This window comes from Ruegeria sp. AE4 (assembly GCF_056542185.1).
This window is the reverse complement of record NZ_JBQFZK010000016.1, coordinates 1-19812: the sequence shown is the minus strand read 5'-3', so window position 1 is coordinate 19812 and position 19812 is coordinate 1. Positions and strand designations below refer to the sequence as shown.

Annotated in this window: 17 protein-coding genes; 8 read left to right on the top strand and 9 right to left on the bottom strand. The window is 59.0% G+C overall.

From position 1 onward, the window contains the following. Positions 1-27: 27 nt before the first annotated feature. Entirely contained in the window at positions 28-1443 is a 1416-nt protein-coding gene (locus ACR0EK_RS16520; RefSeq protein WP_480871339.1) for an AAA family ATPase, read from the bottom strand. Positions 1444-1844: 401 nt separating this feature from the next. Between ACR0EK_RS16520 and ACR0EK_RS16515 the strand changes: the two genes are divergently transcribed. Beyond that, entirely contained in the window at positions 1845-2852 is a 1008-nt protein-coding gene (locus ACR0EK_RS16515; RefSeq protein WP_209507478.1) for a replication initiator protein A, read from the top strand. A 4-nt stretch (positions 2853-2856) separates the two neighbouring features. Here ACR0EK_RS16515 and ACR0EK_RS16510 read toward each other — a convergent pair whose 3' ends face one another. The 3 genes from ACR0EK_RS16510 to ACR0EK_RS16500 form a co-directional block, all read right to left on the bottom strand. Then, the gene (locus tag ACR0EK_RS16510) at positions 2857-3060 is read right to left on the bottom strand and encodes a hypothetical protein (protein WP_480484468.1); all 204 of its coding nucleotides are present in this window, start codon (positions 3058-3060) and stop codon (positions 2857-2859) included. A gap of 380 nt (positions 3061-3440) precedes the next feature. Beyond that, a complete protein-coding gene (locus ACR0EK_RS16505; protein WP_480900679.1) occupies positions 3441-4811 on the bottom strand; it encodes a nucleotide sugar dehydrogenase in 1371 nt (456 codons plus the stop codon). A 163-nt stretch (positions 4812-4974) separates the two neighbouring features. Further along, a complete protein-coding gene (locus ACR0EK_RS16500; RefSeq protein ID WP_480871337.1) occupies positions 4975-6045 on the bottom strand; it encodes an NAD-dependent epimerase/dehydratase family protein in 1071 nt (356 codons plus the stop codon). A 186-nt stretch (positions 6046-6231) separates the two neighbouring features. Here ACR0EK_RS16500 and ACR0EK_RS16495 point away from each other — a divergent pair, with 186 nt between their 5' ends. Genes ACR0EK_RS16495 through ACR0EK_RS16485 form a run of 3 tightly spaced genes read left to right on the top strand, consistent with a single transcriptional unit; the run spans position 6232 to position 9528 of the window. Then, the gene (locus ACR0EK_RS16495) at positions 6232-7203 is read left to right on the top strand and encodes an NAD-dependent epimerase/dehydratase family protein (RefSeq protein ID WP_480871336.1); all 972 of its coding nucleotides are present in this window, start codon (positions 6232-6234) and stop codon (positions 7201-7203) included. A gap of 13 nt (positions 7204-7216) precedes the next feature. After that, complete coding sequence (locus tag ACR0EK_RS16490; protein ID WP_480871335.1) at positions 7217-7996, top strand: class I SAM-dependent methyltransferase; 780 nt, start codon at positions 7217-7219, stop codon at positions 7994-7996. Beyond that, on the top strand, positions 7993-9528 hold the full coding sequence (locus ACR0EK_RS16485; RefSeq protein WP_480871334.1) for a hypothetical protein: 1536 nt from the start codon (positions 7993-7995) through the stop codon (positions 9526-9528). The genes ACR0EK_RS16490 and ACR0EK_RS16485 overlap by 4 nt, the downstream gene beginning before the upstream one ends. A gap of 9 nt (positions 9529-9537) precedes the next feature. On the opposite strand, the gene ACR0EK_RS16480 is transcribed toward ACR0EK_RS16485, so the two are convergent. From ACR0EK_RS16480 to ACR0EK_RS16470, 3 genes are read right to left on the bottom strand one after another with little or no spacing between them, the layout of a single operon-like run. Then, complete coding sequence (locus ACR0EK_RS16480; RefSeq protein WP_480900685.1) at positions 9538-10287, bottom strand: polysaccharide deacetylase family protein; 750 nt, start codon at positions 10285-10287, stop codon at positions 9538-9540. Positions 10288-10290: 3 nt separating this feature from the next. Further along, positions 10291-11730, bottom strand: coding sequence for a protoporphyrinogen/coproporphyrinogen oxidase (locus tag ACR0EK_RS16475; RefSeq protein WP_480900687.1), 1440 nt, complete (start codon positions 11728-11730; stop codon positions 10291-10293). 44 nt (positions 11731-11774) lie between these two features. After that, positions 11775-12701, bottom strand: coding sequence for a glycosyltransferase family 2 protein (locus tag ACR0EK_RS16470; RefSeq protein ID WP_480871330.1), 927 nt, complete (start codon positions 12699-12701; stop codon positions 11775-11777). Between the two features lie 307 nt (positions 12702-13008). Between ACR0EK_RS16470 and ACR0EK_RS16465 the strand changes: the two genes are divergently transcribed. Both ACR0EK_RS16465 and ACR0EK_RS16460 read left to right on the top strand, forming a co-directional pair. Further along, positions 13009-14445 carry a lipopolysaccharide biosynthesis protein gene (locus ACR0EK_RS16465; RefSeq protein ID WP_480871329.1) on the top strand — a complete coding sequence of 479 codons (1437 nt, stop codon included), beginning with the start codon at positions 13009-13011 and terminating at the stop codon, positions 14443-14445. After that, positions 14446-15714, top strand: coding sequence for a glycosyltransferase (locus ACR0EK_RS16460; protein WP_480871328.1), 1269 nt, complete (start codon positions 14446-14448; stop codon positions 15712-15714). 7 nt (positions 15715-15721) lie between these two features. Here ACR0EK_RS16460 and ACR0EK_RS16455 read toward each other — a convergent pair whose 3' ends face one another. Both ACR0EK_RS16455 and ACR0EK_RS16450 read right to left on the bottom strand, forming a co-directional pair. Further along, positions 15722-16852: a glycosyltransferase family 4 protein gene (locus ACR0EK_RS16455; protein WP_480871327.1), complete on the bottom strand. Its 1131-nt coding sequence runs from the start codon at positions 16850-16852 to the stop codon at positions 15722-15724. A gap of 47 nt (positions 16853-16899) precedes the next feature. After that, positions 16900-18405 carry a PepSY-associated TM helix domain-containing protein gene (locus ACR0EK_RS16450; protein WP_480871326.1) on the bottom strand — a complete coding sequence of 502 codons (1506 nt, stop codon included), beginning with the start codon at positions 18403-18405 and terminating at the stop codon, positions 16900-16902. A 243-nt stretch (positions 18406-18648) separates the two neighbouring features. On the opposite strand from ACR0EK_RS16450, the gene ACR0EK_RS16445 reads away from it, so the two are divergent. Both ACR0EK_RS16445 and ACR0EK_RS16440 read left to right on the top strand, forming a co-directional pair. Beyond that, a complete protein-coding gene (locus ACR0EK_RS16445; RefSeq protein WP_480871325.1) occupies positions 18649-19632 on the top strand; it encodes a glycosyltransferase family 2 protein in 984 nt (327 codons plus the stop codon). Further along, the coding region (locus ACR0EK_RS16440; RefSeq protein WP_480967951.1) for a hypothetical protein at positions 19629-19812 on the top strand (184 nt) is incomplete at its 3' end. The genes ACR0EK_RS16445 and ACR0EK_RS16440, both read left to right, overlap by 4 nt.

Genomic DNA, 19812 nt, shown 5'->3' with positions numbered 1-19812 from the left:
CTGATGTGTTTCGCGCGCGAAACATGATCACCTTAGCGCCAATTCCGGTGTTCCCGCCGCTTCGGCCTGCTGGGCCAGTTCCTCACCTCGCCAGACGCCAATCAGCAGCTTCTTGAACGAGGCATAGGTGGCATCGAAGGTTTCCCGCCCGCGCACATAGGTCTCGCGGTTGAAGTCACGGTAATCGGCCTCGTAGATACCGTTGACCTGTTCCCCGGCCTGCCCGATCAGCGCCGTGTAGCCCTGCCAATGCGGTGACAGGGTGCGGCCCAGATAGGCTTGCATCAGCCCGGCCAGCTCGGCCTGCTGGCTGCCGTCATAGCGGGTGATGATTGTGCGCACTGCGTCCCACTGAAAGGCCATCTCGGGGCGTCCCAACGCGCGGGCCGCCATGTTCTCTCCGTCTTCGATGGACTGAAACGTGGAATGCAGCATGTCAAAGAAGCGCCCGGTGGAGTCGAACTCCAGGAATGACGCCCCCATGGGCACCAGAAGGATATCCGAGGCGGCCAGCCCATTGATCGTCAGATAGCCAAGGGCAGGGGGGGTATCGATGAAGATGATGTCATAGTCGTCCAGCACCCCATCCTCGTCCAGCGTATCGGTCAGCGCATCCCACAGCTTCCAGCTGCGGCCCTGCATCCGCCAGACCGGGATCTGGAACTCGGCCCAATACAGGTTCAGCTGCGCGCCAATCAGGTCGATATTCGGCCAATGCGTGGTCTGGATCAGATCGCTGCTGCGGACCTTCAGCGCTTCGGACAAGGTGTCGTCGATCGGGTGCGGTGCCTCACCCCGATCAAGCCGGCCCTGATTGTCGCGGCGCAGATGGGTGGCGTAATGACGGGCGAGTAAGGGGAACACCGTCTGCCATTCATCGCTCACCTTGCCGCCAAAGATCGACGTCATCGAACCCTGGCTGTCCAGGTCGATGACCAGCACCTTGTAACCGTCCAGAGCCGCCGACATGGCCAGATGCGCGCAGGTCGAGGTTTTGCCAACACCGCCCTTGAAATTGGCCACGGACACGATCTTGGCAGGTAGCCCGTTGGGCCGGTAAGGGCGGTACTCCTTGGCTTTGGACCCCTCCGAGGCAAAATGCGCCCGCAGCCGCAGAACCTCATCCAGCGTGAACCACTTGGCACCGCCTTCCGTTTCGGACTGTCCCTGCGGCAGATCCGGGTTGCCCTTCAGGACCCGGCGAAAATGAGCAGGCGCGACAGGGATCAGATATTTGGTGATTTCCCAGGTTGAAAACAGGCGCAGCTTTTTCTGACCGTTTTCTTCCAGCCCCCGGCTCGCCAGGTCGCTACGCCCCCGGGCACAGGCATCCGCGATTTGTGAAAACTCACCCGTGCCGGTTGGATTTCCAAGTTCAGCATAAGCCAGATCCGGATCGATATTGAAATAGGGGGGAAGCCCCTCGGAGGTTGCTGCTCGCATTGAAAACCTGCCTATGTGCTATGTTTTGATTAATATACCACAAAAGGAAGCATGTGGAAGCATTATGAGCATAAAACCGGATTTTCTAAGCAAAATTAAGGGGTAACTATCGATTGAAACACTGGTTTTGAGTGTCCGGCAAAAAAATATCCAGTTAGAATCCTGTTATCTTATTAGTTACGGAGAAATCCTGATGCTTTTAAGTATAAGAAAAAAAAGAGGTTTTTGTATTCTTGAGCATTCATAGTGAATCTGATCCCACGTTCAAGCGACTCTGATCCCACGTTGGAGTGACTCTGATCCCACGTTTCGGCGGCTTTACGCTTCCTGTGGATAACTCTACGGTAGGCGTCAATAAAACCACGAACAAAGATTCGGGCAGGACATATGGGCAGGGCAGTATGAGCGGGTCAGGGGCGTTGTTGCCCGACCGGCACCCAACGGGTGATTTTTTTGTATGCGATATCTTCGATGCGCTGCCCAAGACAGATATGGGCTCGATGGAGCATCCGATGTTTTCGCTCTCGACCCGGCCGGATCGCCGGATCCTCAATTACGAGCATAACGGGGTCGAGATCACGGTGACGCCCTCGGTGCGGGGGCTGGCGACGATCCACGACAAGGACATCCTGATCTTTTGCATCAGTCAGTTGATGGCAGCGATCAATGCGGGCCGGACGGTCAGCCGGGTGTTGCATCTGAAGGCGCATGATCTGCTGGTGGCCACCAATCGCGAAACCAGCGGCGATGGCTACAAGCGTCTGCGCGAAGCGTTTGAGCGGCTGGCAGGCACCCGGATCACCACCAACATTGTCACCGGCGAGAAGGAAACCACCACCGGGTTCGGCCTGATCGAAAGCTGGGAAATCGTTCGCCACACCCGGGCGGGCCGGATGGTCAGCGTCAGTGTGAAACTGTCGGACTGGCTGTTTCGCGCGGTGCTGGCGAAATCCGTGCTGACCCTCAGCCGCGATTACTTCCGCCTGCGCAAACCGCTCGAGCGGCGCATCTATGAGCTGGCGCGCAAACATTGCGGTCGTCAGCCCGAGTGGCGGATTTCGGTCGAGGTGCTGTTGAAGAAATCGGGCTCGGCCTCGCCCCGGCGGGTGTTCCGCAAAATGATCCGCGACATGATCGCAGCCGATCACCTGCCCGATTATGAGATGATCGAAGAGCCCGGCGACCTGATCCGCTTTTCGCGCCGTGGCCAGGTGGTCGAGGGACCGGACAAACCGATCCTGCCGTCACAGGCGCTGGAGGAAGCCAGGGCAATGGCACCGGGCCGCGATGTCTATGCGTTGGAAGCGGACTGGCTGGCCTATTGGGCCGCGTCCGGTCGCCCGCAGATCAGAAACCCGCAGCGGGCGTTTCTGGGCTATGTGGCCAAGAGGGTCGCCGGGCGGGATTAGGCGCTTAGCTGGAATAGGCGGGGTTTTGTTTCTGCACGCGTGTCTTCACGGCTTTGACAGCACCGATGACGATGAGAGCAGCAATGATGAACAGCCAGCCGAAGAGGACATAGCTGCCCAGAGCCATAAGGATGGACGCACCGGAGAACAAAGCAAACCCGCCGGCGCACAAGCCGACAAGAATGGCTATTCCGATAACTCCGATCATGTTCTCCAAGTCCTCCGGCTATGGTCTTGGTCTGGCCAGCCCTCAAGTGGTTGCAGTTCAGCCATTGGGCAGATGCCCATAATGATTTCGCGGTGAAATCATGGCAAAACTTTGAACTACAGAGGGTTAAAATTTGGTTATTTTTACCGGGAGGAGCTTTGCTCCACTACTCGTGCCACACCGCTTTATAATTTATTGAGACATAGGAATGTCTGAGAGGATAGTTTCTCAAAACTTTTGTGACAGCAATATGGAACGCCCGCACCCCTGAAAATGTGCAAAGGTTCGCCTATGGCACCGCTCTGTCAATCCGCGGTTGCTTGGATGGAATGCCAGATGAACGTGCGTTTCGGTCACCAAATGTCAGGGGGCTGAGGGGGTCACATCTTGACCAGACGCCCGTCCGTCACCCTGATCCCCGCTTTTTCAAAAACATTGCGCGTATCAAAAACCAGCGCCGCTTCGCGCGCGACCAGACCGTAATCCGGGGCGCTGTGATCGGTGATCACGGCCACCGCCGCATAGCGTTTCAGGTTGTCCGCCGTCAGCGGCTGGGAGGTTCGGCCTGCAAGTTGCGGATATTCGCCGCCTTCGGGCAGGCGGGGGAAATACGGGTCGTGATAGTCGACCTCGGCCCCCAGTTTTTCCAATTCGTCCAGCAGCACCAGCGCGGGGCTGCGGCGGGTATCCTCGACATCGCGCTTATAGGCGATGCCCATCAGCAGGATGCGCTGTCCGGTCAGGGGCTGCCCGGTCTCGGCGATGGCCGAGCCGTTACGCGCCGCCAGTTCGGCCGCCATCCGTGCCGCCAGCATGGATGGCACGGCGTCATTGCTGGTACGGGCCAGATTGATCAGCGGCGTATCAGATCCTGCATCCGCGGCGCGCCAGGCCAGATAGGCCGGAGACACCGGGATGCAGGCCCCACCAATTCCGGGACCGGGATAGAAGGGCATGAAGCCAAACGGTTTGGTGGCCGCGGCCTCGATCACTTCCCAGACATCCACGTCCATTGCTTCAAGCGCGGTCTTCAACTCGTTGACCAGCGCAATATTGACGGTGCGAAAGCTGTTTTCGACCAGCTTCACCGCTTCGGCTGTGGCGGCCGAGCTGACCGGAACGGCGCTGGTGACGATAGCGCGGTAGAAATCCTCGACCAATTGCCGCGACAGCGGATCGTCGGCGCCCACCACCTTCGGGATGCTGTGCGTGTCGAACTTGTCATTGCCGGGGTCTTCGCGCTCGGGCGAAAACGCCAGGAAGAAATCACTACCCGCGCGCAGACCGCCCGCCTCAAGGATCGGCTGAACCAGTGTGGTCGTGGCACCGGGCCAGACGCTGCTTTCCAGCACCACCATCTGACCGGGGCGCAGATGCTGCGCGATGGTTTCGGCGGCGGCGGCGACAAAGCGCATGTCCGGGTCTTGTGCATCGGTCAGCGGTGTCGGCACGCAGATCAGGATGATATCGGCCTCGGCCAGTGCCGCGGCGTCCTGCGTTGCGCGGAACCTGCCGCTGTCTACCGCTTGTGCGATCCGGTCTGACGCCAGATACGATATGACCTGATCGCCCTGATTGATCCGTGCCACCCGGTCAGGGTTGAGATCAACGCCGGTGGTATCGAACCCCTCATCATAGGCGGTCAGCGCCAGCGGCAGCCCGACATAGCCCAGCCCAACCACAGCAACCCGCGCATCGCGCGCCGCGATAAGCTGCTTGAGGGAAAGATGGTGCGAGGTTTCGTAGTTCATAATCTATCCTGATCGTACAAAGTCACACTGAATTAAAATTAGCTTAGCAGATTGGAAACCTTCTCTCTTCATCGGATAGGACAGATCGGGAACGAAGCCAACCAATTTGTCGTTCCCGGCAAAGACCCGGAATGGGTGTTTCCAAAAACAAGGCAGTCTTGAATCAGCGCACCGATTGTTTCCGCATGTGCTCGATCCATTCGTCGAAGGAAACACGGGGTGCATAGCCGATCTGATCCTGTGCATGTCGGGTTGAAACCTCTGGCTGACCGGCAAAAAGCCTGCGCCCTGCCATGTCAGGCATCACGGGCCAGGGTTTCGCCAGCCGGGCCTGAACGGATCGTGCCCAGTCCGCGGCGGCCTCGACCCGGCGGCGCCCGACAAGGCGGCGCAGATGCGCGCTGAGTTGCCCCGCCAGAGAGGGGCCTGCGGGCGCATTGCCATTGGGCGGCGGGGGCGGGTTTGCAGCCGGATCAATCCGAACCTCTCCGCATCCGGCAAGGCGGGCATAGCCTTCGAAAAACGTCTTCCATCCCAGCGTGTCCGGGCCGCTGATCAGGTATCGCTCGACCCCGGTCTGGGGCGATGAGGCCGCGCGCAGGGCGGCCTGTACCACGTCATCGACATGCACGGCCGGACACTGCCCAGGTGGGTCGGGCAGGATGATGCCACCCCTGCGCATCATGGCCAGTGGCGCATTGGTCCAGAGCGCGCTGCCGGGTCCGTAGACGATGGTTGGCTGCAAGATGGCGGCGTCGCATTTCCCCTGTAGCAGTCTCTGTTCCATCACGATTTTGGCGCCGCGATAGCTTTGCGCATCTTCCGGTGTGATCGGGTTATGTTCGGCGATTGGCCCGTTGGGCCAGCTGTCATAGACCACAGCAGAGCTCAGATGCACGATGCGTTTGCAGGACCCGTCTTCGGCGGCTGTAATGAGCGCGTCAAAAGCCGCAAGGTTTTCCGCGCCGGAGGCCCTAAAATCATAGGCCAGATGAAACAGAACCGCCCCGCCACCCAACGCCTGCGTCAGGGTTGGGCCGGGGAGCAGCGGGCAAACCAGTGTCTTTACTCCGGCCTGTTCCAGTGCGGCAGCCCCATGGCGCGTGCGCAGCAATGCGGTCACGTTACATCCCAGCTTCAGCAGGGCATCAATCAGGCGCTGGCCGATAAAGCCGGTTGCGCCGGTCACGATCACGCGCTGGCCTGCAAGGCCGTAGCCGGGGCGGGGGTCCATGTGGTTTTCGATCATCTTCGCAGGTTCAACATTCCTGATGCGTTGTGCAACAATTCAGCCCGTTTTCCGAAACTGTGCAGGTCCGGCCTGTCAGCGCACCATAGCGCTATCTACCATTTGGTGGCCACAGATCCCTATGCTAAGCCTGTGGCATTAGAGTGGATTCTGTTGGTACGAGGGTTTTTCATGCAAATATTGATCACAGGCGGGGCCGGTTTTATCGGATCACATCTGGCCGAGCGTCTGATTGGCAATGGGCATGAGGTGACGGTGCTGGATGACTTGTCCACCGGATCGCTGCAAAACCTGTCTTCTGTTCAGGATCATTCCGCCTTTCACTTTGTCGAAGGCAGCGTATTGGATACCGGTCTGGTCGAAGAACTGGTCGGGGCTGCAGACGCGGTGTTTCATCTGGCTGCCGCTGTCGGGGTGAAGCTGATCATGGACCAGCCCAGCCAGTCGATTGCAACCAATGTCGACGGTACGCAGAATGTGTTGCGGGCTGCCCTGCGCCACAAACCTCTGGTCTTCATCGCCTCCAGTTCCGAGGTTTACGGGAAGGCGTCGAAATTCCCGTTCAACGAGGATGACGATCTGACGATCGGTGCGACCAGCGTTCTGCGCTGGTCCTATGCCTGCGCCAAGACATTGGATGAGTTCATGGCGCTGTCCTATGCGCGCGAGGTTGATCTGCCGGTGGTCGTGCTGCGATTTTTCAACACGACCGGCCCGCGCCAGACCGGGCGTTATGGCATGGTTGTTCCGAACTTCATCGAAGCGGCTCTGGCGGGTCAGCCAATTCAGGTTCATGGCACCGGCGAGCAATCGCGCTGTTTCAGCCATGTGGCCGATGTGATCGAGGCGCTTATGCGTCTGCTCGATGTCCCCGAAGCCCGGGGTCAGGTTTTTAACATTGGAGGTGAGCAGGAAGTGACGATCCGGGGGCTGGCCGAAAAGGTAATTGCCGCCACGGGATCCGCGTCCGAAATTCGCCTGGTGCCCTATGAAGAGGTCTATCCGGAAGGGTTCGAAGATATGGCCCGCCGCCTGCCGGATGTCTCGAAGCTGCGGCGGTTTACCGGTTTCAGCCCGGCACGGACGCTGGATGATATCATCGCCGACATCATGGCCGAGAAACGCGCCAAAGTCTACGCATGAAGAGCCGATCACGATGACACCGGGACAAAGAGTTGAAAAGTTGGTGCGCGACACCGCGACTGTGTTGCTGCCGGAACGGCTGCGCAAATGGATCCGCAAACAGCAAAGGTTGCACAAGCTGCAATCGACCCCCGTGGGGGCGGTGGATTTTGGCGGGTTGCGGCGGCTGTCGCCAATCAGTGCCGTTTTCGGGCAGGATCGCGACCTGCTCACCATTGAACGCTATTACATGGAAGAGTTTCTGCAAAACCACAGCGACGACATTCGTGGCCGGGTCCTGGAATTCGGTGATCCGGCCTATACGAAGAAATTTGGCGGTGACCGGGTCATGCAGGCGGATGTGCTGAGCTATGTAGAAGGTAACCCTCAGGCGACCATCGTGGCAGATATCACCGACGCGCCGCATATTCCTGACAACAGCTTTGACTGCATCATCATCACGCAGACCTTGCAGATGATTTTTGAGGTCGACAAGGCGATTGCCACGCTGGAGCGTATTCTGAAACCGGGCGGCGTGGTGCTGTGTACATCGCATGGTATGACCCGGGTGGCGCGCCGTGAAGGTGTGGATGACTGGGGTGAATACTGGCATTTCACCAGCCAATCCAAGCGCCGCCTGTTCCGGGCGGTCTTCCCGGTAGAGAATGTCGAGGTGTCGACCGTTGGTAACGTCTTTACCTGCATCTGCAACCTGCACGGCCTTGGGGCCGGGGAAATCGCCCCTGAAGAACTGTCCACCCATGATCCCAACTATGAAATGCTGGTTCTGGTCCGGGCAGTAAAGGCGAAGTGAGCGATCTTGTCATAGGGTCCGGGCCCGCCGGGGTTTCCGTCGCCCGGGCCTTGCTGGCGCGAGGGCGAAACGTCACGATGCTGGATGCCGGGGTGGAACCAGGGCCCGGGGTCACGGATCGGGTGCAGCAGATGTCCCGAACACGCGCCGAAGACTGGAGCGCCGAAGCACGCGCAGCCTGGATGGAGCCTCAGTTTCAGGCCCCGGAGGGGGAGGTGTGGCGCTATGGATCCGGTTATGCACTGGCCTCACCGGCCCGCACACTGGCTGACGGGGCGGATTGGTTTGCCTTGCGTGCTTCGCGGGCGGCGGGCGGGCTGTCCAATGTCTGGGGAGCTGCAGTCTTGCCATATCGGCAGGCGGATATCGATGATTGGCCCATAACTGCCGACGACCTTGCCCCACATTACAAAGCGGTTACGGAAGTAATGCCTGTGTCCGGGCAGAAGGACAGGTTGCAGCATCTCTTTCCCGCCTGTGACATGACAGGCCGAACACCCATTCCACCAACCGCGCAAGCCGAGATGCTGCTGGCCCGTTCTGAGCGTCAGGCGAAGGTATTGCAGGGGGTGGGGATGCATGTTGGACTGGCGCGTCAGGCAGTTGGCCCGGGATGCCAGACCTGTGGACTGTGCCTGCACGGATGCCCGTGGTCACTGATCTGGTCCGCGGGACAGACCCGCACGGCGTTGCAGACAGAGCCAGGGTTTACCTACCGTGCGGATCACGTGGTGCGGCAGATACGCGAGGAAGGCGACGAGGTTGTCGTTACCCTGGCAGATGGTAGCAACGTCCGTGGAAGCCGGGTGTTTCTGGCTGCCGGAGTGCTTGAGAGCGCCCGGATTCTGCTGACCTCACCCGGATTTCAGAGCAAGGAACTGACCCTGAAGGACAGCCAGCAGGCCTTTCTGCCCATGCTGCATCGCTGGCGTGCGCCCCGACGACCCGATGTTTTGCCTTATCAGACGCTGCCGCAGCTTTTTGCGGAACTGGACGACCCGGTCGTATCGCAGCGGCTGGTTCATGCTCAGATCTATACCTGGAACGAGTACTACGCCCGCGATCTGAAACAGAACTATGGCCGTCGGATACCCGGCAGTGGGCCGCTGCTTGAGGCCATGGCCCGTCGTCTGATCGTGGCCCAGGTTTTCCTACATTCCGATCATTCGCATAAGGTCGCTTTGCGCCTGGCAAAGGATGGCCGGTTGCAACCCGAACTGAAAAAAAACCCGCACACCGAGGTGACGATGCGCGCAGCGCTTGCGCGTTATGGCCGGGCTTTGCGGTTGCTTGGCCTGATCAGCCTTTCTTTTGCGGCACGGTTCGGGGCGCCAGGAGCCAGTTTCCATGTCGGGGGTGATCTGCCGATGTCAGATAGTCCAGGTCTTGGGGAAAGCGATGTTCTGGGGCGACCGCATGGCGCGACGCGTACTCATGTGGTTGATGCCTCTGTCCTGCCAACCATCCCGGCAACAACAATTACCTTCAGTGTGATGGCAAACGCCCATCGGATCGGAACGCTTGCGCCCTGAGACCGATATTCAGTTAAGGGGCAGCACCTTGCTCAACCCACTCCGCACGCTGCGCATCATTTTGCGGGCCGCCAAATAGGACCCGCCGCGCCCGGCAAGATGTGCCTTCCAGCGGGCGATGTTGTTGAAATAGAACATCTCGAGCCGGGGCAGGTCGTGCATATCATCCTCCGCTTTGGCCACGCCCAGCCTTGTGCCGACCGAGGTGTCGTAATGCTGCGCGATCTGTCTGAGAACGCCAGAGTTCGACGCGCCATAAGGTGGTGCGAAATGCCGGGTGGGCTGGCCAAGCCGGGCTGCAATGTCCTGACCGGATCCACTGACTTCCTCTTCCAGCATGAGCGCATCCAGCGTGGTGAGATCGGGATGAGTGACACTATGCGCGCCAAAACAGACTCCTTCAGCTGCCAGCGCCTCGACCCTGTCCCAGCTCATCAGCGGGCGGGCAGGGATATTGCCTCCGGCCCAACTGTCGCTGCCGCCCATCAGGCCCGAGGGCAAATAGACGATCGGGCAGAAGCCGTGATCGCGCAGGATCGGCCAAGCGGTATCGGCGAAATCCTGGAACCCGTCATCGAAGCTGATGATGACCACACGGGGGGCAGGCGGGTTGGCCAGCGCGTCCGGCGTCACCACCGGCAGGCCGGACGCCGCCAGCGCCTGCATCTGTGCCGCAAAGACGTCGGGCGCAATCGAGGTCGGCCCCGGCGCATCCGAGATCGAATGATACATCAGGATATCGGCCTGCCAGGCGGGCATGGGTCAGTCTTCCACCACATGGGTGGCAAAGACCTCGCGATATTTGTTCCATTTCGCGCGGTCGACATGGCCCTTGTCGTCGATGCAATCCGCCGCACCGTAAGCCATGGCAAAGGCGTGATGGGTATTATCGTGGGCAAACAGGCCCTGCCGTCCGAATACGAGCAATCCGTCCAGATCTGAGAGCCACTGATCCACCGTATCGAACCGCTCTTCATAGCCCATATCGTAAACCGGATAGGCGTGGCTCAGCCGCCGGGTTTCACAGCGGCGCACCGGAACCGTGACTGGCAGACCCAGCTGCCCCAGCCATTTGGTGAATTCCTGCCCCAGCTCCTCGTCGGACATGGACCACCATTTCTCATCCGGGTCGCAAGGCAGTTCGGCGCACAGCACGGTGACGCCCTTTGGCGTGCCGCTGGCGTTATAGTTCTTTGGCTCTGACATCCGGCTGATCGGGATCGACAGTTCCGGGAAGTAATGTGCATCGAACTCGGTGAACTGGTCTGTCTCCAGCACCAGGTACAGCAGGATCATGCCGCGGAATCGGATCGCACGGGCGGCTTCGACCACCTCGGGCGGGGGCGCGCCGATCAGGCGGGTCAGCCCGGTCAGCGGGATGGTCGACAGGATCAGATCGCCGGTCAGGCGCCGTTCGTCCTCGTCCTCGCGGATCGTCAGGCCGGTGATGCGGGTGCCGTCCCGCTCAATGGCAGTGATTTCGGTGTTGAACAGGAAAGTTGCCCCGTTGCTTTCCGCGCTGTCCCGCATCGCGTCCGAGATTTGCCCGAACCCCTTGCGCGGATAAAAGAACCGCCCGGCGGTTTCACTGCGCAGCCCCGGCAGCAGGCGCAGCATCTTCATCAGGATCTTGCCGACCGATCCGCTGCCGACCCGGCGCTCGGCCAGTTTCACGGCCAGCTTGTCCGGGTCCAGCCCCCACAGTTTGCGTACGTAGGGGAAATAGAAATTGTCCGAAATCGTCGGCCCCAGCCCGTCATAAAGGACGGTCGAGAATGTCTCGGGCCCGGTGCTTTTCTTGCGGAACGGCTTCAGCACCATGTCCCCGATCAGCGACAAGGCAAAGGGTTTGGGCAGGCGCATCAGCGCGTCGGTCAGTTTCAATGGGAAGTGAATCCATTTTCCGCCCAGCCGGATGCGCCCGTGGCGCGGGCGCAGCAGCAGATCGACCCCCAGCAGGGCTTTCACATCGGCCAGAACCTCGGGCTCTGCCGCCGGGTGAAACCGGTGCGAGCCATAATCGCAAATCACGCCTTCAACCGGGAAGGAAGCTGAATTGCCGCCCGCGATAGCGGCGCGTTCGATTACCGTCACGCGGGCCTGCCCGGTTAACGCATGGGCCGCGGCCAGCCCGGCCGGTCCGGCACCCAGTATGATGATATGGGGCTTGTCGTCGCCGTTGGGTCGGGAAACATCCGTCACGTGTGCATTCCTTTACTGCTTCGGAAAGTTTGTGCCATGCCCAATCAGGGTCTGAGATGCAGCCGTGAGATCATGTCGGCGATCAACCCCAGGGACCAGATCATGATCGCGGCAAGGAATGCAAACACCGTGGTTCCGCTGAGGTTCAGATAGGTGAGGTCGATAAGGAACTTCACTGTCCCTAGGGCAAAAAACACCAACCCCAGAGGAATGAACACCCGAAGCGGGTTGAACAATGTGCTGATGCGCAGGATCAGGATGATGAAGTTAATGAAGTCAACCGGACGGATTTTCGATTTTCCCACCCGTTTGCCGTATTCGATGGGCGTATAGATCATCCGCTTGCCATTCGAGGTCATGCACAGCGTGATCGTGGTGGTGAACGAAAAGTTCTGCGGCAAAAGCGGCAGGAACGGGATCAGCTCGGATTTGCGGAACACACGCAGGCCCGAGTTCAGATCGTTGATCTTGCGCTCAGCCAGGAACGACGCAAAGGCGAACAGGAATTTCTTGGCCGGCCTGCGCAGCAGCGGCACGTTTTTCATCGCCGCCCCCCGGTCCCCCACCACCATGTCCTGATCGCGGCACATGGCCAGCATGCTTGGCAGATAGCGCGCAGGGTATGTGCTGTCGGCATCCAGAATGGCCACATATTCATGCTGCGCCATCCGCACCCCGCGCTTGAGGCTGGCCCCATAGCCGGAATTGACGTCGTTGAAGGTAACGGTGGCACCGCTGGCCTCGGCTTCGGCGCGGGTATTGTCCTGGCTTGCGTCATCCACCACGATAATTTCGTAAGGGATATTCAGCGGCTCAAGATGGGCGCGTACGTCCTCGACAGTATGGCGGACGGCGTTTTCCTCGTTATAGGCGGGGATGACCACGCTCAGGCTCATGCCGGCGGTTTCCGATGCGATCAGCTCTTCAGATGTGGTGCTGTTCGTCACCATCGGCTCTGCGACTTTGTTCATGAAAATGAAAACCTTTTATTCACTTAATAGTCCCAGCCCCAGCCCCCGCTGCAAGATTTGCGTGGCGCATGGAACGTAACGGGCATAATTCCCTGTATTGCGTATAGTATTCGAACACGTACAGACTGAACATAGACAATAAATTTGACCAAATTCGACCGTTAAGGCGTCAAGTTTGTAATTACGTATACTGCACGCAGCAGGTGCAAGTGTTTGAGGCATGTGTCGCCTGGAACATGGCGGGGTGCGGGCAGCAGGAAGGAAACGGATGTCAGGGCGGCAGAGTTTCAGCAGCGGAGTTGCCTGGATGTCGGCTGGTATCTGGGTCGAACAGGCGTTCAACTTCATCATTTTTGCCATTCTTGCCCGTATTTTAGGGGTCGAAGCCTTTGGCCTGCTGGCGATGGTTGCGGCCTTTGTGCTGTTTTCCGAATTTCTGGTCCGCGAAACGATTTCCGACATTCTGCTGACCCGTGATGCGCTGTCACCAGAGCGGTTGAATTCGGTTTTCTGGTTGCTGGCGCTGCTCGGGGGGGGGTTGACAATTGCGCTTTATCTGGGGGCAGGGCTGGTCTCGAAATTCTACAATGAGCCGATTGCGGGCGAATTGTTGATAGGATTGTCCCCAACAGTGCTGATGATTTCGCTGACGGCAGTGCCTGTGGCGATCCTGCGCCGGGAAATGAAGTTCCGTGTTCTGGCCATCCGCGCAGCACTTGGCGCGGCGGTCGGAGGGGTTGTGGGAATTGGCATGGCGCTGACCGGGTACGGGGTCTGGAGCCTGGTCGGTCAGCGGCTGGCGATGACAGCGACCAATATCGTGATGGCCTGGGGCGCGGTATCCTGGCGTCCGGCTTTTCACGCGTCGCGGGATCACATGCGCAGGATTTTGCATTTCAGCCACCGGATTCTGGGCCTGCGCGCGGCGGAACTGGCGGCGGTGCAATCCCCCGCGGTGATCATCGGCGCGATGCTGGGGCCGGTTCCGGCGGGGTATTACGCAATCGCCTGGCGCGTGATCGAGACCGCCTCGTTCCTGATTATCACACCGCTGCGCACCGTGGCGCAGCCTGCCTTTGGTGCGGCGGCGCGCGATGGTGGTCAGGTGACGGATTTGCTGATCGACGTCATGCGCCTGACCGGGTTTCTGGCCTTTCCGGCCTTTGCCGGGTTGGCGGTTCTGTCGGAACCGGCGCTGGTGCTGCTGTTCGGTCAGAAATGGGCTCCGGCGGCTCCGGTCCTGAGCCTGATGTCAGTGTTCGGCATGTATCTTTGTGCCGAAAAGGTGCAGCAGACCTTTTGTCTGGCGGCCGGTCAGGTCGGGCGTCTCGCGATCCTGTCCTGGGTCGAGGTGGCGCTGGCGGCGGCAGCGATTGTAGTGCTGGCCCCTTATGGCTTATCGGTTGTCACAGCTGGTTTCGTGGCGGTCTTTCTGCTGATCTGGCCGCTCAAATTCGCCAATCTGGGCCATATTGCAAAGCTGCCCGGCCCGGCTTTGATGCTGCAGCATCTCGCACCGTTTCTGCTATCTGCAGGAATGGCTCTCGCAGTGTTTGGAATTGTGCGGCAACTGGACGGGATGTTCCCGGCGCTGCTTCTACTTGTTGGCACAGTGGTGGGCATCCTGACTTATGGCTTTCTGGCTTTTCTGTTCCAGCATGACAGATTGCGCTTGCTGGCTTCGATGTTGAGACCGCAAGGAGGGCATCTGCCCGCAGCCGATGCCCAAGGGGCTGAGAGATAGATGAAATCGTTACGCATTCTGATGTTCACCACGTTTTACCCGCCATACTCCTTCGGCGGCGATGCTATTGGTATTCAGCGCATGGCCCGGGCGCTGGTGGCGCGGGGGCATGACGTGACGGTGGTGCATGACGAAGACAGCTATCTGATCCTTGGCGGAAAACCACAGCCCGAAGGTGCCCCTGATGGTGTCCGGCGGATCGGGTTGCGCAGCCGCAATGGTATGATGTCGAACCTGCTGACCCAGCAGCTTGGCCGCCCGATTGTCCATGCCGCCCGCATCCGCGAGATACTGGCCGAGCGGAAACCGGATATCATCTGGCACAACAACACCTCGCTGATCGGTGGGCCCGGCCTGTTGCCGATGGGCGAGGGGTTGAAGATCTATGAGGCGCATGAGCACTGGCTGGTCTGCCCCACCCACGTCCTGTGGCGGCACGGGCGCGAGTTGTGCGATGACCGCCAGTGCCTGCGCTGCGTGCTGAACTACAAACGCCCACCGCAGCTGTGGCGCTATACCGGTGTGCTGGACCGGGCATTGGATCACATGGACCTGATCATCGCCAAAAGCGAATTCAGCCGGGCCAAACATCGCGAGTTCGGCCTGCGGCAGGAGATGCAGGTGCTGCCCTATTTCCTGCCCGATCTGGACCAGGACGCTTTGCCGGAACCCGCCGCGCATGACCGTCCCTATTTCCTGTTTGTCGGACGGCTGGAAAAAATCAAAGGGTTGCAGGATGTGTTCCCGGCCTTTGATCGTTACCCGGATGCCGATCTGCTGATCCTCGGTGATGGCGATTACGCGGATGAGTTGAAGGCACAAGCCGCAGGCAATGACCGGATCAAATTCCTGGGCCGCAAGGCACCTGACGAGTTGAACGCCTATTACCGCGGCGCGCTGGGGCTGATCGTACCGTCGGTCTGTTATGAGACCTTCGGCATCATCCTGATTGAAAGCTTCCGGCTGGGCACGCCGGTGATCGCCCGGCGACTGGGTCCGTTCCCCGAGATCGTGGAGCAGGCAGGGGGCGGGGAACTGTTCGAAACCGAAGATGACCTGATCGCAGCCATGCGCCGTTTTCAGGACGGAGGTGTCGCGCGGGATCAGATGGCGGCAGCGGCGCGGCAGGGGTTTGAGGCGCTCTGGCGCGAAGATCAGGTATTGGGCCGGTTTGGCGCGGCTTTTGCGCAGGCCGCGCATCGTGCAGGGCGGGCCGATCTGACCCTTGCCTTGGAAGCTGGTGCTTTTGAGAACGGCGCGGCGGACTGACCGGGGGTTATCCCCGCCCGGCCAGTTGCCGATACAGCTTTTCAAACCCGCTATGCACATGGGCTGGCGAAAACCTGTCTTCTGCACCGCGCGCCGTGGCATTGGTGCTTAGCCGGTCATATTCGGCGCGGTCGGTGCAAAGATCGCGCAGCGCCTGAGACAGGGCATCAAGATCATCGACCGCACACAGGCGCCCGACATCGCCATCCACCAATTCACGCACACCGCCGCAATCGGTGGCGATCACCGGCAGCCCGGCGCGGAACGCCTCGACAATTGAAATCGGCAGGGCCTCCCACCGTGAGGTCAGCATATAAAGATCAGAGGCCGCGAGATAGGTGGCGACATCCGAGATCACCCCAGGGAAGCGGATGATGTCGGATACTCCGGCCTCATCGGCCCAGGCTTCGACTTGACCGCGCAGCACACCCTCGCCCCCGACAACGATCCGCAGGCCGGGCAGATCCTGCCGCACACGCCGGGTCACTTCGACCATTGCATCAAGGCCCTTTTGATGATCCAGCCGGGATAGCGAAAGAACCAGATGTGTCCCGCCTTCACCTAGCAAGTCCTGTCGCAGGGCTTTTGCTGTGGCAGAGTCGGCTGGTGGGTTGGGTTGGACGCCCAAAAGCATCACCCGCGCCTTGTCGGGATCGACGTGGCGTTCCAGCAGAGATTGCATAACCGTTTCGCTGGGGCAGATCGTCAGGTCCGCCTGTTTCCGACAGGCACGCGCCACGCTGTCAATCCGCCCCGGAGAAGACCCGTGATAGGTCATCACAATGGGGATCCCCATCCCCAGGCTGGCTAGACGGGCTGTCAGAAGCGGGGCAGTTTCATGTGCATGGATGATATCGACCTTATGTGCTTTGAGCGCGTGCCGCAGGGTCCGGGCTGAAAGAGCCAGCCAATAAAGCCGGGTTGCAAGACTAAGCTGACCGTTTGCAGCATGATCGCTGACACGGTCGAACCGTAAGGGCAAAAACAGGCTGCCATCATTGTGTGCGCTGGTTTTGCCCGGTGCTCCGGCCTTTATTACCCTGTGTCCGCGTGCCATCAGTGAGGCACTGAGGTCATTGATGTGGCGTTGAATGCCGCCACCAAAGGAGAAGAATGAACAGGTTTGCAGAATGCACATTCTGCGGGGATGCGTCTCCTTGTTGATCAAAAGTGGTGGAGCTTCGCTTACCACAGAGGTTGCCCTAGTCGGAATGTAACGGTTTTTGTGTCTGCATCCGTTTTTTGTAGGTGGGCAATAATGGTGTTTTCCGTGTTTGAGGGTAGTAGTTGGAAAGGTGCTATGACAGTCTCGCCCATCTGCGTGATCTCAAGTGATTGCACCTCTTTCCCATTGATTTCAATGGAGACGGTGTTGACATCGGGATCACTTATCCGCAGTTCGACATCAAGGAGTATGTCACGTCTGAGTGGTGCATGCATAAACATCCAGACCACCGAGGGTGGGGCATCGACAGCAAACGCACTGGTTTTGGCATGAGAACCAGGGCCGAAGCGGGTAACAGCGACCGCCAAAACACCCAGTACGAGTAGTAAATACACCCACCGGGTCCATCCCATACCACACCAGATACGTCTGAGCGGCCCATATTGCGTAGCTTCAGGGGCAAGTCGACCTGCAAAAATCAAAGCACCGGTGACAGCAAGGCCAGTCGCGATCAGCCCGAGTATGACCCACAGCGCCATCGAAAACGCCTCACCCCAGGTGCCAAAATGCAGCATGTCCATAAGAGGTTTCCAGTAGGCGAGCCCGCTAATCTCATCTGGGGTGTAAGCGCCCAGAACCTCGAGCGTCACCGGATCAATAGATACGTTACTCGGTCCAAAAAAGCCCGAATGCCCTGCGGCATGTCCGGTGAACCCGAACGACCCAGTTGGTTTATCAGGCAGGAACATGATGAAGGGCTCGAACCCGGGTAAGGCGTCACGGGCGCGGGCTTCGGCCTGGTTGATAAGGTCGGCGTCGAAATTTGTCGGCAGGATGGTTTCACGCGGCACTGGTGGCTTGGGCTGTGGTCGGGTGCTTTCAAACCCCAGACTGCCCAGCAGAAAATAGAAACTGGTCACAGCGGTCAAAATCAGCAGGGGTGCTGACCAGAGAGCGGTCAGCCGGTGTGTGCTGCCCGCCCATGCGCGCAACCCGCCCGCACGGCTGGGCCAGCGGAAAAACCCTTTCCAGAAACGCCGATAGGTGATGAGGCCGCTGATGATCTGAAACAGCAGGATCACAGATGTGGCACTGACCAGCATGAAAACAATCCGCTTCTCGGTCAGGAAGGTATCATGCAAGCCTCGCAGGATATCTCGAAATCCATTGGGTCGCGTTTCTCCGACGACGGCACCGGTTACGGGGTCTGTCCAGAAACTGACATTTTCTCCCCAGCCCGTGCGACCAAATGTGCGATCCGCAAACCAAGGCGTTGGACGCTTGATCATCAAGAAGATGCCACTCTCGGGATGGGCCGCTTTGATGCCATCATAGATCATGCCAAAGCTGGCCGTGCGCTCTTCCTTGTCGATCGTGTTCCAGATGCCCGGACGACCGATTGATTCAAGTTCGAACCCGGCGACCAGCAGTGTGCCGGTCAGAAACATGAATGCGAAGAAAAGCGACAGATGCAGCCCCAGCCAGGTGTGGAGTTTGAAAAGTGAATTGCGGATTTTGCGGTTCATCTGAATGTTTATCTGTCTACAATATCTGGGAACACTAAGCCGAGTAACCGTGCTGGAAACAATGGCAAGATACTCTTGCCGCAGAAGAGGGGCGAATTGGGCTTTTGATGTTGCGATGAGCACACGTTATTTCATGGTATTCCCGCAGGTTAGATGTTGTGCGAATCCCGAACTTCGCGGGATGATATAATTATACCCGGGTATTGTTGGGGTAAGCGGTGCTGTTTGATGTTAAATAGAGCTATGAAAACAATTTCCATTGTCTCGCCATGCTTCAATGAAGAAGACAACGTGGCGAATTGTTATGAAACCGTAAAGTCGATTTTCGACAAGGAACTGCCGGGCTACAGGCGCGAGCATATTTTCATCGACAATGCCTCCACGGACCGGACCGTGGATATCCTGCGCGAGATCGCCGCAAAGGATTCGGACGTGAAAGTGGTGGTCAATGCCCGCAATTTCGGGGTGTTCCGGTCAACCTTCAACGGGTTGCGCTATGCCACTGGTGACGGGGTTGTTGTCATGCTGCCTGTTGACCTGCAGGACCCGCCTGAGCTGATCCCGGAGTTCGTCGAGTTGTGGGAAAGCGGCTATGACGTGGTGGCCGGTGCCCGCAGTACCCGAGAGGAAGGGTTCGTGATGCGCAACGCACGCGGCCTTTTCTATCGGATCGTCAATGGTCTGTCGGACGTCTGGCTGGAACCATCGGTCGGAGAGTTTCAACTGATTGACCGCAAAGTGCTTGAGGCAGTGCTGGCCCACAATGACCACTACCCTTATATCCGTGGCATCATTGCCAGCTGCGGCTTCCGCCGGATCATCAAACCTTATGTCTGGCAGGCGCGGAAAAGCGGCTTGACCAAGCACAGCTTGATGGCGCTGACCGATCAGGCGCTGAATGCTATTTTTTCTTTCACGCGTGCCCCGATGCGGTTCTGCACGATCAGCGGACTGGTGATTGCGGCCGGCTGTATTCTGTTTTCGCTCATTTCCGCGGTTCTGTTTTTCTTTAATCCCGATCAGGCACCACGCGGGACGACAACCATCATCGTATCCCTGTTTTTCCTGTCAGGTATCCAGATGCTGTTTATTGGAATGTTGGGGGAATACATCACCTCGATCCACAATCAGGTACGCGGCGGCCCCATCGTGACCGAGCAGGAGCGCATCAATATTGAAGGTCCTGCGCGGGACCCGGCACTGACTAGAGACGAGCATCTGGCATGATTGCCGGTTTGAGCCGCGGCAAATGGTGCGGCCTTGCGCTTGTGATGGCGCTCTGCGCCAGCCCGGCCTGGGCTGTTGACGCACCGATTACCAATGCAACTCTGCCCGAGCTGCGCATATGGTTTGGGTGCATGGTGGTGGCCTCGGTGTTTTTTCTGGGCTTCTTCTGGCTGCGTGGTC